Origin of the sequence: Buttiauxella gaviniae ATCC 51604, assembly GCF_001654835.1 — a bacterium.
GTDB lineage: Bacteria > Pseudomonadota > Gammaproteobacteria > Enterobacterales > Enterobacteriaceae > Buttiauxella > Buttiauxella gaviniae.
This window is the reverse complement of sequence record NZ_LXEP01000031.1, coordinates 1-15,711: the sequence shown is the minus strand read 5'-3', so window position 1 is coordinate 15,711 and position 15,711 is coordinate 1. Positions and strand designations below refer to the sequence as shown.

Annotated in this window: 6 protein-coding genes; 3 read left to right on the top strand and 3 right to left on the bottom strand. The window is 50.5% G+C overall.

Translation table 11 applies throughout. The features are described from left to right. Positions 1-29: 29 nt before the first annotated feature. From M977_RS15950 to M977_RS15940, 3 genes are all read left to right on the top strand, one after another. Positions 30-884 carry a co-chaperone YbbN gene (locus M977_RS15950; protein ID WP_064516780.1) on the top strand — a complete coding sequence of 285 codons (855 nt, stop codon included), beginning with the start codon at positions 30-32 and terminating at the stop codon, positions 882-884. Between the two features lie 152 nt (positions 885-1,036). Further along, positions 1,037-1,951 (top strand): SPFH domain-containing protein, encoded by a 915-nt coding sequence (locus M977_RS15945; RefSeq protein WP_064516777.1) that lies wholly within the window; start codon positions 1,037-1,039, stop codon positions 1,949-1,951. Beyond that, entirely contained in the window at positions 1,948-2,400 is a 453-nt protein-coding gene (locus tag M977_RS15940; RefSeq protein ID WP_064516775.1) for an NfeD family protein, read from the top strand. The genes M977_RS15945 and M977_RS15940 overlap by 4 nt, the downstream gene beginning before the upstream one ends. Positions 2,401-2,460: 60 nt before the next feature. Here the strand turns inward: M977_RS15940 and cueR are convergent, their stop codons facing one another. The 3 genes from cueR to M977_RS15925 form a co-directional block, all read right to left on the bottom strand. After that, positions 2,461-2,862, bottom strand: coding sequence for a Cu(I)-responsive transcriptional regulator (gene cueR, locus M977_RS15935; protein ID WP_064516773.1), 402 nt, complete (start codon positions 2,860-2,862; stop codon positions 2,461-2,463). A 90-nt stretch (positions 2,863-2,952) separates the two neighbouring features. Continuing rightward, complete coding sequence (locus M977_RS15930) at positions 2,953-12,438, bottom strand: autotransporter-associated beta strand repeat-containing protein (RefSeq protein ID WP_064516771.1); 9,486 nt, start codon at positions 12,436-12,438, stop codon at positions 2,953-2,955. 315 nt (positions 12,439-12,753) lie between these two features. Beyond that, the coding region (locus M977_RS15925) for a C2 family cysteine protease (protein WP_209438608.1) at positions 12,754-15,711 on the bottom strand (2,958 nt) is incomplete at its 5' end.

Sequence of the window (15,711 nt, the reverse complement as noted above, 5' to 3'; positions counted from 1 at the left end):
TTATTAAATATTTAAAAGAGAGTTAAGCCATGTCTGCACCGTACAATATTGATATCACCGAAGCGAACATGCACCAGGTGCTGGAACAGTCCGTTACTACACCGATTCTGTTCTATTTCTGGTCGGCACGCAGCCAACACTGCGAACAGTTAACACCGGTTCTGGATAAGCTTGCAGCGCAGTATCAAGGGCAGTTTATCCTTGCCAAAGTAGACTGCGATGCCGAGCAAATGGTCGCGTCTCAGTTTGGTTTGCGCAGCATCCCAACGGTTTATTTGTTCCAGAATGGTCAGCCTGTTGATGGCTTCCAGGGACCACAGCCTGAAGAAGCGATTCGCGCGCTGCTGGAAAAAGTTCTGCCGCGTGAAGAAGAGCTGAAAGCGCAAGAAGCGATGCTACTGATGCAGGAAGGCAAGCACGCTGAAGCGCTGCCGTTGCTTAAAGACGCCTGGCAGATTTCCAACCAGAACAGTGAAATTGGCCTAATGCTGGCGGAAGTACAAATTGCGCTGAACCGTAGCGAAGATGCAGAGGCAGTGCTGAAAACCATTCCATTGCAGGATCAAGATACACGTTACCAGGGTCTGGTGGCTCAAATTGATTTACTGAAACAAGCCGCCGACACACCAGAAATTCAGCAACTGCAGCAACAAGTTGAGCAAGATCCTGAAAACGCGCTGTTAGCCAGCCAACTGGCGCTGCAACTGCATCAGGTCGGGCGTAACGAAGAAGCGCTGGAGCTACTGTTTAGCCATCTGAAAAAAGACCTGGCTGCCGCTGATGGGCAAGTGCGCAAAATGCTAATGGAAATTCTCGCAGCCTTGGGCACCGGTGATGCGCTGGCCTCTAAGTATCGCCGCCAGATGTATTCGCTGCTTTATTAAGTATTTATCAAATGGCCTCTTTGTTATACCCGTTAGCATTCGAGTTGCAGCCAACACCTCTGCAGCTTGAAGGATGACGGGTATCGGAAGTCGCTGAATCTTTCCACGTAAAGGGTTAGACTTACATCAAATAAACAATGGAGGTTTTTTTGATGCTAATCGTCATTCCCGTACTGATCCTCGTCGCGCTGATTATCGTCGGCGCCGGGGTAAAAATCGTGCCGCAGGGCTACCAATGGACCGTGGAGCGCTTCGGCCGTTACACCAAAACTCTGATGCCGGGCTTAAGCCTTGTGGTGCCGTTTATGGACCGCATTGGCCGCAAAATCAATATGATGGAGCAAGTGCTCGACATCCCTTCTCAGGAAATCATCTCTAAAGATAACGCCAACGTCGCCATCGACGCGGTGTGCTTTATTCAGGTCGTTGACGCCCCGCGCGCGGCGTATGAAGTCAGCAATCTTGAGCTGGCTATCATGAACCTCACCATGACCAACATCCGTACCGTGCTCGGTTCAATGGAGCTCGACGAAATGCTCTCGCAGCGTGACAACATCAACACACGCCTGCTGCATATCGTTGATGAAGCCACCAATCCTTGGGGGATAAAAATCACCCGTATTGAGATCCGAGACGTGCGCCCACCGGCGGAGCTGATTGACGCGATGAATGCGCAGATGAAAGCTGAACGTACCAAGCGTGCGTACATTCTCGAAGCTGAAGGTATTCGTCAGGCGGAAATTGTCAAAGCCGAAGGGGATAAGCAGTCAAAAATCCTGAAAGCGGAAGGTGAGCGCCAGTCAGCGTTCTTACAGGCAGAAGCCCGTGAACGTAGTGCGGAAGCGGAAGCCGCAGCGACAAAAATGGTTTCTGAAGCTATCGCTGCTGGTGATATTCAGGCGATTAACTACTTTGTTGCCCAGAAATACACTGACGCACTGCAACAGATAGGCTCTGCCAATAACAGCAAAGTGGTGCTGATGCCGCTTGATGCCACAAGCCTGATGGGCTCGATTGCCGGGATTAGCGAACTTATCGCGCAAAGCGGTAACGAGCGTAAAAGATGATTGCCGTGATATTTACCCACGCGCATATCTTCTGGCTAACGTTGGGAGGTCTGCTGCTGGCGGCTGAAATGCTCGGTGCCAGTGGTTATCTGCTGTGGAGTGGTGTTGCGGCAGTGCTCACCGGTTTGCTGGTGTGGGTGTTGCCACTGGGTTGGGAATGGCAAGGCGTTTGCTTTGCCGTGCTCACACTGGTTGCCGCTTTTCTGTGGTGGCGCTGGCTGTCGACACGTAAACAGCAAGAGCCAGGCGAAGTGCTCAATCAGCGCGGTCACCAGCTTATTGGCAGGCGTTTGCGTTTGGAAACCGCGTTAGTTAATGGCCGCGGCCATGTGCGGGTAGCCGATAGCTCATGGCCGGTGATGGCAGATAGCGATTTAGCAGCAGGCACCGATATTGTGGTGGTAGCTGTTGAAGGGATTACGTTGAAGGTAAAAGCCATTCAAGCGTGAGTTATCAGATGGCGCTACGCTAATCCTACCTACGGAAAACGAAGATTGCGTAGCGACTGATTACTGGCGATGGCAACAGCCCGAAAGGTTATCGATGATCGGGCAATCTGCGCTGTCATCTCCTGGACAGGATTCGGCAAGCGCCAGCAGTTGTTGGCGCATCGCCTGAAGCTCACTGATATGTTTTTCAATATCCGCCACTTTTTGTAGCGTACGTGTTTTCACATCCGCACTGTGTCGCGCCGGGTCGTTGAACAAATTGACCAGCTCGCGACACTCTTCAAGATTAAACCCCACCTGCCGTGCCTGGCGCAGCAAGGTCAGCTCATCAAGATGTTTTTGCGAATAGCTACGGTAGCCGTTTTCAGAACGAAGCGGTGCTGTCACGAGCCCCTTTTCTTCATAAAAACGAATCGCTTTGCTGGTTAAACCGGTCCTTTTCGCTACATCGCTGATGTTCATGTTTCCTCCTGATTTTGTCGGATGTCGCTTCGCTAATCCGACCTGCGAAAGCGGGTCATTCATACTAACGATCCTGACCCCAAAATCATATTAGAAGCGGATCTTCATACCCACCGACGCCGAAACATCTGATGACACGGAAGTATCACCTCCGCCATCCCATGTTTTCCCGATTTCAGTATAGCCCTGTACATCCGCAGTCACTGCCCATGTGGTGCCGACGGCAACTTCGGTAGTCTGGAAGCGCTGGTTGGCATTGATATCCGTTGCTGCGGCGTTATTCGCCGTGTTCTTCCAGGTCACGGTGTCCTGCCCATCAGAGAGCTCCTGCCAGTAGTTGACGCGCACATACGGTTTCACTTTGCCGTAGTTAGTATCGTAATCCGCCGCCAGGCGAACGCCGAGGCGACCAATAACAGAACCGTCAGCATTAACCGAGACTTTGGTTTTGCCACGATCCTTGAGTGTTACGTCATCAAAATCACTGTATTGGTAGATTAATTGCGCCTGCGGTTCAATCAGCCAGTTACTGTCACCCAGTTGCCACGGTTTACCCACTTCGACAGATGCCGTAAACGAATTGCCATCAGGATTGTAAGTCTCGCGATCATACATATTCTTCAAATCAACCGAGTGGTATCCGTACTGCAAAACATTATCGACATACAAGCCGTTGGTATCAGTCCAGGTTCCGTAGCCGCCAAGGTAAGACGAGAATGTAGAGTTATAAGCGTCGCCGCCACTCATCCCGGTTATGCCACTGATTGAGCTGTCAGTATCCATAAAGGTGGTGTACAAACCCGCACGCCATTTATCGTTCTGCCAGAGATCAAGCCCCATCTGCATGCCATTGTAGTTGGTGCTGCTTTGCGATTGGGTTGGGTCATCATGTTTCTGATCGACCGACTTCACGATGTAACGCGCCCAGAAACGCCCTTCCTGATCTTCAGGCACATCGGCCTTGTACGGTTGCTCATCACCCACACGCTGGTGAAGTGTGCCGAGAACAGTAAGATCAGCCTGGCGGATGATCGCGGCCAGCGTATCAAACCCTGGAACATCCGGTCGATAGCCCGCGCGCAAGAACCAATCCTCGCCCGCGCCCTGAGCATTTCCGGCAAACAATTGGTATTCCCAGGCTCCGGCAGTCAGAATATCGCCGCCGATGTTAAAGGCATCTTTAGTGGTCTGTGCGGTGGTAGTTGCGCCATTAACGGCGTCAACAACCAAAATACCATCACCCGTAGTAGGCTCGCCCAACTGGCTAACATCGATATCCAAAAGCGTGCTGCCAGAAGCAGTGCCACCATTGATAACCAGACGGTCAGCAACACCAGGGCTGTGCTGTTGCGCAGCAATTTTCAACGTGCCATCGACACCCACATAGCTACCATTCACCGTGAGTGTTGAGCCCACATCACCGCCACGCAGATTGATGGTTCCCTGGTTAACCAGATTGGCGACTGACTGGCTGTAGCCGCCAGTATCCAGAGTGGCACCACTGCTGACAATATGGCTCGATTTCTGGCTAAAGCGGTCCTCGCCCGACGCAAGCAAAGTCCCTTTCTCGACAAGAGTAATCCCACTCCAGGTATTACTACCGTTGAGAATAGTGGTGCCACTACCTTGCTGCCAGACTCGCCCGCTGCCCGATATATCGCCGTTTAGGGTAAAGGTGTCGCTGCGGTTAATCGCAAGAGTCGCGTTGTCGACAATATTGCCGCCCACATTACCTGCCGTTCCACCGTTGCCCAATTGCAGCACACCATCACTGACGGTGGTAAGTCCTGCAAAACTGCTGTCCTGGGTGAGCGTCAAGGTGCCTTTACCCAGCTTGGTGAAGTCGCCGTTGCCGGTGACAGCGTTTAACAGTGAAACCGAGTTGCCGTTGGTATCGATAGCCCCGCCGACGCCGGAAAGCGTGACCTGGCGTGCCGTGTCAAAGGCGGCACCGTAACGCAATGTGCCGCCGCTCAGGCCAATCCCGGTTCCCGCCGCGCCCAGATTGTTGTCGGATGCAACTTGCAGGACGCCGCCGCTGACCTGGGTTCCGCCCTGGTATTGGTTGTTACCGTTAAGAATCAAGGTGCCGAGGTCGGCCTTGTTGATGCCGCCTTCGCCGTCGATAACCGAGTTGATAGTCGCGGTGTAGCCCGCGCTCGGCGCCGTACCATCGCCTACGCGAATCACGGTATTGGCGGTATGCGTGGTGAGGTTATCACCGCCAACTACGTAACCGTCGGTGGCAAATTGCGCGCCGCTAATCGCGACTTCGCCCAGGCTTGTATCTATCGTGACATTGCCCGCAGTGCCGCCAAATACCGCGAATGAACCATCGCTAAACGGTGTATTAAAACGTCCGTCCGGGGTAGTGACGTCCGTCGTCCAGTTATCATTACCACTGCCGCTTTGCCAGATACCGTTGCCGCCGTCGATCACGCCGTTGTTTTTCAGCGCCCCACCCGTGCCGCCAAATCCATCCCAGAAGCGCATGACATAGCCGGTGCGATTCACCAGATTGACCTGGCCTGCAATTGAGGTTTGAACATAGAGATCGTCTGCTGCCGGAGGCGCGGAACCTATCTCCAGAATATTGTCGGTCAACGCACCGGTATAATTGAACACGCGATAAACCCCGACATCAAAGCTGCCACCCGGAGTCTGTGTGATATTCAGTTTGCCGTTAAGGTTGAGATCGCCATTGATGTTGATCAGATCGTTAAGCGCGCCGCCAACGGTGTAGGGCTGGCCAAACTGGAAGTCGACTTGTGAGTTTTGGTTGAGTGTTAATGCGCCCATTGTCAGCACACCTACGCTTGCCAGGTCCTGCCCTGCGGCCAGGTGCCCACCGTCATCAACAACAACGCTGCCACCCAACACGCCAGCACCACCGAGTGTTGCGCCGTTATTGACGGTGGTTTTACCCGTCGCAGCCACTTGATTACCGTTGATCAACAACACGCCTTGCTGTGCGGTGGTACTGCCGGTCCAGGTATTGGCTGCGGTGAGATTCAGCGTACCGTTTCCAGTTTTCACCAGGTTTCCACTGCCACCAATAATGCCGCTGATGGTGTCATTGCGCCCTAATGCCCCTTCAACCAACGTTGCGGCTCCCAGTGCAATGTTACCCGCGCCCGATAACGAACCGACTGACGTACTGGCCAGTGCCGCGCTGATATCAACTAAACCACCCGCAAGGTTTGAAATCACCGCCCCTGCGCCCTGCGCATTGTCGGCAAACTTAACCGTACCGCTGTTAGCAACCGTCGCCGAACCGGCATCCGCGCTGCCTTCGAGCGCAAGTGTCGAACTGGCGTCAACAGTTACATTAGCGTTATCACCGTGGCTTTCATCAGTGAATGTCGCATTAGCACCTTGTGTCAGATTGATGGTGCTCTGCCCGGCCCCTGCGGTATCGTGGAATGCCAGACTCGCATCATTGACTTCAAAGGTATGGGCCTCACCAGAGGCTGAATTATTGAGATTTAGCAATGCATTATTGGAAACAGAAACCTGGCTGTTCACCTTGCCAAACACACCAGTGGCATTAGCATTGACGGTCAGTTGCCCGTTATTGTCGTTGCCGACAATATTGGTATCGCCCTGATAAATATTTTTCCGGTTCATCTCGAGGAAACTGCTGTCGCTGCCGCCCGAGGTATCATAGACGTTGAGCGGCCCATCGCCGGCAATCAGACCCGCCGGCGTGAAGGTGTTACCGTATAAATCAAACGAACCACCGGTGGCGCCATCAAGATAAATATTACGATTAGTAGTGAAATCAGCCCCCGCCTGCAAAGCCGAAGCATTTCTGATCGTTATGGATGTCCCTGAATCGCCCAGGCTTTCGTCTTTAGAGACCTGCAAAGTTCCGCCCCAGATCTCTACCCCACCGCTGAAATCATTGATGCCATTGAGGATCAAACGGCCCGGATCGGTTTTCAGTAATCGCACTACACCGCTGTCTAACTCGTCCTGAACCAAATTCGCATTGATTGTCGTCGTCACATTATTACTACCCGCGGCCCCGACCCGGATAACAAAGAAACTATCCGCCTCGGTTTCCCCATCCGACTGGAAACGGTTGGCCGGTTTTGGTGCCGTAGTATTGAAAGCATCCGTTACGGTGCTGATGTAATGCAATTGAGAGATGGCATTAAGTTGTTGCAGTACATAACCATCTGTCAGGAATTGCATACCAGAGGTGATGACTCGTCCATTGTCATTACTTATAGTGACAGTGCCTTTTTGTCCCTCAAATACAGCAAAGGCAGTTGCTGCCCATGGCTCATTACCGACGCCATTTCCCTGAGTCCAGTTATTCGTCTGGCCGAATCGATTAGCACGCCAGACTCCATCGCCACCGTTGACATTATTATCGCCACCAACACCGCCTGTCCCATGGCCCGCTGCGCTACCACCATCCCAGAACTGCAGTTCTGAAGCAGGATTCAAGTAATTCAGAATAAGGTTAACTTCATTAGGAAGAGCAGTCTGAATATAGTAATCACCACCACTATTCGCCGGAAGTGAAACAATATTCATGATGTGATTGGTTAATTCTCCTACGTAGTTAAACAGGCGATAGACGCCCGGAATGAAATAGCCCCCACTTGACAGCGTGACATTAAGATCACCATCAAGAACCAGATCCCCCCCCACATTCACGACATCGTTAAGTGCCCCACCAGACACATAGGGTTCGCCCAGCTCAAACTTGCTGTTGGTGGTGCTCGCCAACGTCAAATCACCATTGATCGTCAGTTTGCCGACCCCGCCATCTCCCGGCGTCAGAGTGGTGTTGCCTTCAAATGCGACATCCCCACCAATGGTGCCATTGCCGCCTAATGTGGTGTTCGAATGGACGGTGGTAAGCCCAGTTGCCTGGCTTTGATTACCATTGACCAGCAATGTACCTTGATTAACTTCTGTCGCCCCTTTCCAGGCGTTGGCACCACCCAGTCGCGTAATCCCGAGGCCATCTTGATGGAACGCCCCACTCCCCGAAATCACGCCGTTAAGGGCAATGTTGTCAGAACGGTCAATCGTCAAAATGCCATCATCGGTGATATTGGTGGTTTCAGACACACTACCGACAGTGCCACCATCACCCAATGCCAGTTCCGCCCCCGAGCCAATATAAGTGTTTCCGGTGTAAGTACTGTTGCCAAGCAATGTAGTTTTGCCCGCGTTGATACGTTCCATGCCGCCGCTGCCACTGATAATCCCGGTATAAATCTGATCGCTTGCACCATCAAATGACAGCAGGCTTGTCGCTCCCGAAGTGGTGACGTTGTAGTTATGAATCGATGAGTCAGCGGTGGTGGCAGCGCTTGTGCCACTGCGCAGCGTCGCACCGTTGTTAATGTTTATGGCCTGCGTACCGGAAAGCACCAGGTCGTCAACAATACGTGCATCTGTGGCATCACCATTTAAGGTTAAAGAACTCCAGCCAGTGCCAATATTGGTGCCCTTCGTGAGGTCATCAGCGTTAAAGGCGCCGATTAAAGCCGGAGCTGCCCCCTGATGGGTGCCGTTAAGCGTTAAGGCATTATTGGTGCCACCTTCACTTAAAATATGCGTAACGCTGGCAAGCGAAACATCACCAAGAGTTGCACTATCGTTGCCATCTGCCCCCGTAAACGTGACGCCGCCGGTGAAAGCACCCGCCGTCCAACTGAAATTATCATTACCGCTTCCAAGGTTGATTTCGCCGCGTGTATTCGCCCCCGAACCGCTTAATGCCACTACATCATTGCCGGTCCCGGTGAGAATGGCCTGCGCCGTGGCATTCGCCGCAAGCAACGTACCGCTGTTATTGACGGTAGTATTGCTCGCACTGGAAGCGTTAATTACTGGAGCACCCGCGCCCAGACTTGTTATTGCTCCGGTGTTGGTGATTGTCCGGTTGCTGCCCACAGAACCATCCGTTGCAACTATCGCAGACCCCGCCCCCGCCACCATATTGATAGTGGCGCCGGAACTCACATTACCGGCGGTTCTTGCCAGAATACCGACACTGCCAGCCCCCGTACCATTGATGGTGTAACCATTATCAATGGTGAGATTCCCGGTTGTGGGAGCCCCATTTGCATCCATAAAGGCGAAGCCCTGGCCGTTACCGGAGATATTTAGCGTGTTGTTAGTGCCTGCGGCGTTAAACGTTACAGCCGTACGAATCGCCGGGCCATTTGAGGCATTAATGGTCACGCCATTAAGATTGATATTCGAGGTGTCAGCATTGTTATTAATCCCTGCGCCACTGCCAGAAATGTCGATAACGGTATTACTTGCGGTAAATGATGCAGCTCCGGCATCCATCCGTACACCATCAGCCCCACCTGATGCCGTAATGTGGTTACCCGTCCCGTTAACCGTCAAGTTAGCACCAGCACCAATCAGCTGAACGGCGGCAAGTCCGCCAGAGGCATTGACGTTGCCCAGGGTGTTCACCACCGCGTTCGTCCCGCCGACGCGCACACCGACATTCCCGCTGCCCACCGCACCGCTGACACTAATCAGATTGTTGTTAGTCAGTGCGCTATTGTTTTGAATATCGACGCCAATATTATTGGTGCCTGAGACAGTCACCGGTGCAGCTACCGTCGCCTTGCCGTTGTCATGCAAAACGATTCCGGTACTGTTGGTGCCATTTAACGAAATACCGCTACCACTGAGATTCAGCTCACCCGCATGGGAAACGTTATAGCCAACAATCCCGCTTTGCCCAGCGCTGCTTGTGACGGAAGCGTTCGATGTCACCAGCGTTTGCAATTCGTCAGTATCAATCGAGCCGTCGATATTGTAATTACGCCCATCAATCAACACGGCGGTTGTATTGTTATGCTGCAACACAATGCCGCCATCGCTAATATTACCGACCGCACCTCCGGTGACTTTCACCCCAACCGCATTTTCACCATTCACAAATATTTTTGCGGTCCCAGTGGTGAGTGAAGTCTTGGTTCCGGTTGTTTCATCCACGCCGTTGGCAATAATCCCGGTGGCGTTATCACCAGACACGGTTAACTGATAACTCGCCGCAGCCCCTGTGCCGCCAGCAAATACCGCGCCGTGGTCAACGGCAAATAAAATAGAGTCAGCCTGGCCGTTATCATTGATATTCGCATTGCCAACATTAATCTTCGCCTTATTACCCCAGGCGTAATAACCCATTTGTTTAACGTTTTCGAAAGAGAGCGTTGAAGCAGGGTTAATATCAATTTGCGCATCACCACGCGCATGAACACCAATCGCCCCCGCTGATAGCAATCTTATCGTGGAATTCAGATCTACCTGCGCATGTTGGGTATTTAACCCTTCGGCATAAACCGCGTAGTTTCGGTAAGTATAAGGCTGGCCATCGCTACCGCCGGTGTCACCCGCCTTGCCCACGGTAATGGCACTTCCTCCGGTAGTTGTCACCGCAGCACCTGCTTTCTGCGCCAGCACATTAATGGCGATATTGTTGTCGCCATCAACGTTAATGGTGCCGCTGTGGGTCACGGTACCAATATTATCGACAACGTTCAGACCATAGTTTGCCGCAGCAGATCCGTTAGTGAGTTTGCCTAATACATTAATCGTGCCGGAGTTGGTAACCGCACCCGTTGCGCCTTCCACTGAAATCCCGGCAGCATTACGCGTCATTTCACCAATAGTTATCGTACCGCTGTTATTCACGGCGGCCGTGCTTTGCGTACGAATCCCAGCTGAAAGGTCACCACCGGTCATTGGCACCGGAGTTGGCGTGGCTGAATTAAGAACGGGATTGAAGCCGAGGTAAATATTGCCGGCATTACTAAACGTGGCATTTTGGTCGAGCCAAACCCCATAACCACCGGCTTTGCCATTCACATTATTGCTATTACCCACCACCGCGATAGTACCCGTTGCGGCGTTGGTGGCATTTGTCGTACCTGTTGCACGCATACCAATCGCATTGTTGGTGGTGGTGTCGGTAATCGCGGTATTAATATGGCCATTGTTAACCAGCGTACTGCTACCAGCCCCTTCCATCCCCACGCTACCCGCGTTAGAGACATTCTGATTGCTGCCATTTTTTTCAATAAACAATCCGGCATTTAAGGTGCCATTGTTAGTCGCAGTAGCGTTAGTTGCCATCATACCGACGGAAGTTGGGCTGCTGCCGCTGCTGCGCCACGCATTGATTGCACCGTCGTTCGTGATAACGCCGCCATTATCAGCACGCATTACCGCAGATGCGCCATCAACAGCCAGACTCCCGTCAGCAGTCACCAGCCCCGTCGCTTGTGCTCCAGTGGCATAAATAACGTTTAAATCACCGGTGGGTTGTGTGGCGTTATTGTTGTGTACGCCTTTGTCATCCCAGACGTGGTAGGTGAGATTGATACTGGTGTTTTCTTCTTTACCCAGCATGCCGGTAATAATGGCGTCGTAGGTGTTTTGTGCTTCAACCGTGGAGTCGATAACTTCACCGTTCACCTCAGCACCCGCTGTGAGCCAGTACTGAATTTGCGGTTTACCGCTATATGCACCCGCCCCTATCAGGAAGTCATTAACTTCGGCAATATCATTTGATGAGTTGATAACAAAGGTTTTATTGCCAAGCTTAAGTACCCGATTCCCGACCTGTTCATAGTTGGGCAATGTAATTGAGAAGTCGTATTTTGCGCTTTGAGCCTCAAGGCTTTGCGTATCGGTTGAAAGGACAATTGCCGGGCGAAAATGGATGTAGTTATCGGAAAGCCATTGGGTGCCACTGGCAACGCCTGCACTACCGTCAGCTTTTGCCAATACGGAATTTTTGGTCAGCAGATCGATGGTATTTTCTGGTGCAGCAATGGCAGTATTGGGATCGCTTGAACCGACATTAATATTTGCCTGCCCGCCGGTCGGAGCCACATACGCAATACCAAAATTATTAAATATCCGAATGGAGTTATGATCGTAAACCGGTAACACCATATTACTTACCGGTGTGTCACCCGCTGAGATAAAGCTCGATGAATCATAAACACTGATGACCTGATAGCTACCGTCAAGACCTGGAACAGTAACATTGAGCTCCTGACTTTCTTGTGGCACAGCAGGAGAAGGTGAATAGGTATATTGCCCAATGTTAGCCGCGGTAATTGGTGTGGGATTATTATTCGAATCAGTTGCAACAATAGTAATAATGCGATTCGGGTCGGTCCCGGTGGAACCCGGCAGACCATTTAGCACCGTAACGCCCGTGCTGTTACCATTGGTACCGGTGGCGATATTAGGTATTGCACCGATAACATTAAGCGTTGTGCCCGCAGCATAATGATTCGCCAATGGCTGGCCATCAATGGAAAACGCATAACCGGTATTTTTCACGGCATCATAGGGAGGCAGTAATGCATAGTTTGGGTATGCAGCATTCCTGATAACATCAACTGCACTGGCAGCACCTGAATAACTCCCGGCAAGCATCAATGCTGCTGTCGTTAATAGCTTTCTGCTACCTCGCCCAGTCCTGCTGCCTTTTTTCCCTGCCCGAGAAATTTCTGCCACAGCAATAAAACTATTTGCAACATGGCTCCACACTAAGCGATATATATTATTCATAAGCAGTCTCTGCATAGCCAAAATAAGTAATAACGTGCTGACACATAAAGACAACGACAAACACCTGTCGAAACACTTTGTGTAACATTAGTACATAGCTGTGCTTTGAGAAGGAAGTGGTGGAAAAAGTATTAGTTAATTAATCCCGTTTCAAATAATGCTTTGAAAAATTAAAAATATTTTAAAGACGACATAGATGAATATTAATATTCTGCAAGTACTGATGAGTAATATATAAATCAAGAAAAAAGACATTGGGAATAGTAGGGGTAAATGTCTCCACCCAGAATGAACGGAGACATTAAGGTTTAATTATCAGGCATGTGAAGCAGCAAGAGTGCCGTTATTCACATTGACTGGTAACGCAGCTGTTGTGAGCGCTGCCGAAGGTGATGTATTCATTGCGGCCATAGCGTGAACAAGTTGCCCGGCAGCATCGGATGCTCCCGTTGAGTTAACGATAGCAATACCGGTATTGTAATTTCCTTTCTGCCACATTTGATCCATTGAGGCTTCAAATGTTCCCTGGACGCCGTCAGTACGGAAAGCCCCCCACGGGTTGGTAAGAATAAAATCATTCGTTACGTCATCAAAACCGATAATCGCAAAAGCATGCCCGCCAACAAGATTGGTTTGCCCAGTATCAGCATTTACGGAGCTATCCCAACTAGAAAGCTGCACAGGTTGGCCGTTTAGTACCGCGGTTTTCAATATATCAAAGTCCGTGGTATTCCATTTTTCCTCAGTTGTATATACCGCTCTGAACGTTGTGTAGGTGTCACCTGTAATTTCCCCCAGTTTGTCGTAGCCACCAGGCAAACTTGAGTAAGCATTCACTTCATTCAAATAAGTCGCTTCAAAATCAACGTTCGCCCGTTCGACAATCGCCGCCCAACTCGAGGTTGCTGAATTTGTACCACTGCTATAAGCATTGCCATCTACTGTGACCCATTGAGCCACGCCTTTATTAAAGAAGCGCACACTGTAAGTATCATTCGGGTTCTGAACAATCATTGACTTAATGAAGTCAGGCGCCGTTTCAACAACCGCCTGAAGTGCGGACAGGAGCGAACAATCCCCAATGTAACCTTGAGTGATGTCGTTAATTGATGGGCCACCTTTAGCGAAAAGTGGGCGCCCATCAACATGATCAGATGAGGAAGATTTCGGGTCGTTCGCACCATCAAACCAGGTAGAAATTAACTGATTAAATTGCGTGGCTGACGAGCCCTCACTCAAGCTGCCAATTCGCTCCCCGTCACCGGTAGCACTCCAGTAAACAGATGCGCCATTGGTGCCCATCAACCCGCTTAATAGCGAGTAGACTGCCGAGTCAGTCCCACAAACATTGCCAACTTGCTGAACATAATATTTTATGTCGTTGTACTGGTTTGCGTTAAGGTCACCGGTTAATTGAGAGGCTAAATCCTTAAGAATTGACTCAATCGTTGTAAAGCTAAACAAAGAAGAGTCGTTGGTCACTGCGTTATGCATGCTGGTTTTCAGTATCGGGTCATGCACACTGTCAACCAATGAGAAACCCGTATCCACAGATTTGTTAATTAACGCCTGTTGGCCTTGTGACAGAAGCCCCTGTTGCTCGATAGACAGCATTGGGGAAAGCGTTAACAGCTGATCGGAAGTGAACGACGACACCATATCAATCAAATCAGAGAAATTATTCATAGCAAGGAAATGTCGATATTCCAGCCCAATAAATGCAACAGGAGTAAGGGTCTTAAGCTGTGACGGAGTGAGCGCACTCATTGCATCCAGACTCAGGTTATTGAGGAATGTCGAGGAAAAACCTGATAAATCATTGCCAAAGGCCTGCATTTGGGCGGTGGTAAAACCTTGAGTTGCGGCCGCTGAGATCCAACTAAGGTGCTGCAATCCCTGAATTTGCTCGGCACTTAATGAGGCAATTTGCTGAGCGGTTAACCCTTGATATTCAGTTTTAGATAATTGCTTAATGGACGAAACTGGCAGTTCGGAAATATTTAAATACCCAAACTGATCGCTAGTCAGTGCATTCAGGTGCGGAGCAACTGCGACTTGTGCTGCCGTTAATGCAGCCAAATGGTCGTTATCCCAATGCTTAAAATTGTCAGTCTGAATATGGGCAAGCTGATCGGCAGTTATCCCTTTCATCGCATCCGGACTTAAACTGTTAAACCAGTCAGAAGAGAAGAAGTAAAAATTATAGATAATTCCGCCAACCTGGTCCGCGGTTAATTGGGCACGACGTTCAGCGTCCAGCCCATTAAAGGCATCAAGGTACACCTGGCCCATCTGTTCAGGTTTTATTGCATGGAATGCTTCTGTCGTCAGGTTATTAAACCAGCCAGGGGAGAACCAGTAAAAATTCTGGGTGCAATTCTTAATCTGATCTGGCGTAAACCCAGATGCAGCATCATCGGTCATCCATGCGGCATGGCCCATTGCGTTAATTTGTTCAGCGCTTAAGGTGGCAATTTGATTAGCTGTCAGCCCTTTATATTCGGTGTCACTCAAATAACTAAAGACTGACGTTTGCATTTTGGAAAGATCTAACAGGCCAAATTGCGCACTACTCAGCCCACCAAAGTTATTCATGCCGCCGATCTGTTCTGCACTAAGGGAGTGCAAGTGCTCGTTATCCAGGGCCGCAAGCGTTGCGCTGGAAATCTGGCCTGCCTGAACAGGCGTCATCGCCTGCAATGTTTCAAGGCTCAGGTTATTTAACCAACCCGCCGAGAACCAGTTCATACCGATACTGATGTTTTGCACCTGTTCTGGTGTGAAAGCACTCGCAGTGGCATCCGACATCCAGGATGGGTGGTACATCGCCTTAATTTGTGCAGGACTTAAGGTGGCAACCTGAAGTGCAGTTAATCCTTCATATTCCGTTTTGCTTAAACCGTTAATAGCTGATTCGGACAGTTGGGAAATATTTAACAGCCCGAACTGTTGGCTATTCAGTGCACTTAAGTGCGTTATTGCAGCAACCTGCTGTGCGCTTAAATTCGAAAGCACGTTATCACTCAAAGCAGGCATTTGAGCGGCTGTAAATCCACTTACCGCCGCAACCGACAGCAAGTCTACGTGTTGCAGGGCATTAATTTGTTCCGCGCTTAATGCCGCTGTCTGTTTTGCGCTAAGACCTGCATATTCAGTCGAGGTTAAATTGGCAATAACAGAAACCGGTAACCCAGAAATATTTAATAAGCCAAACTGAGCGCTAGTCAGCTCCTGTAAACTATTCATTGCCACAACTTGTTCGGCTGTGAGTTG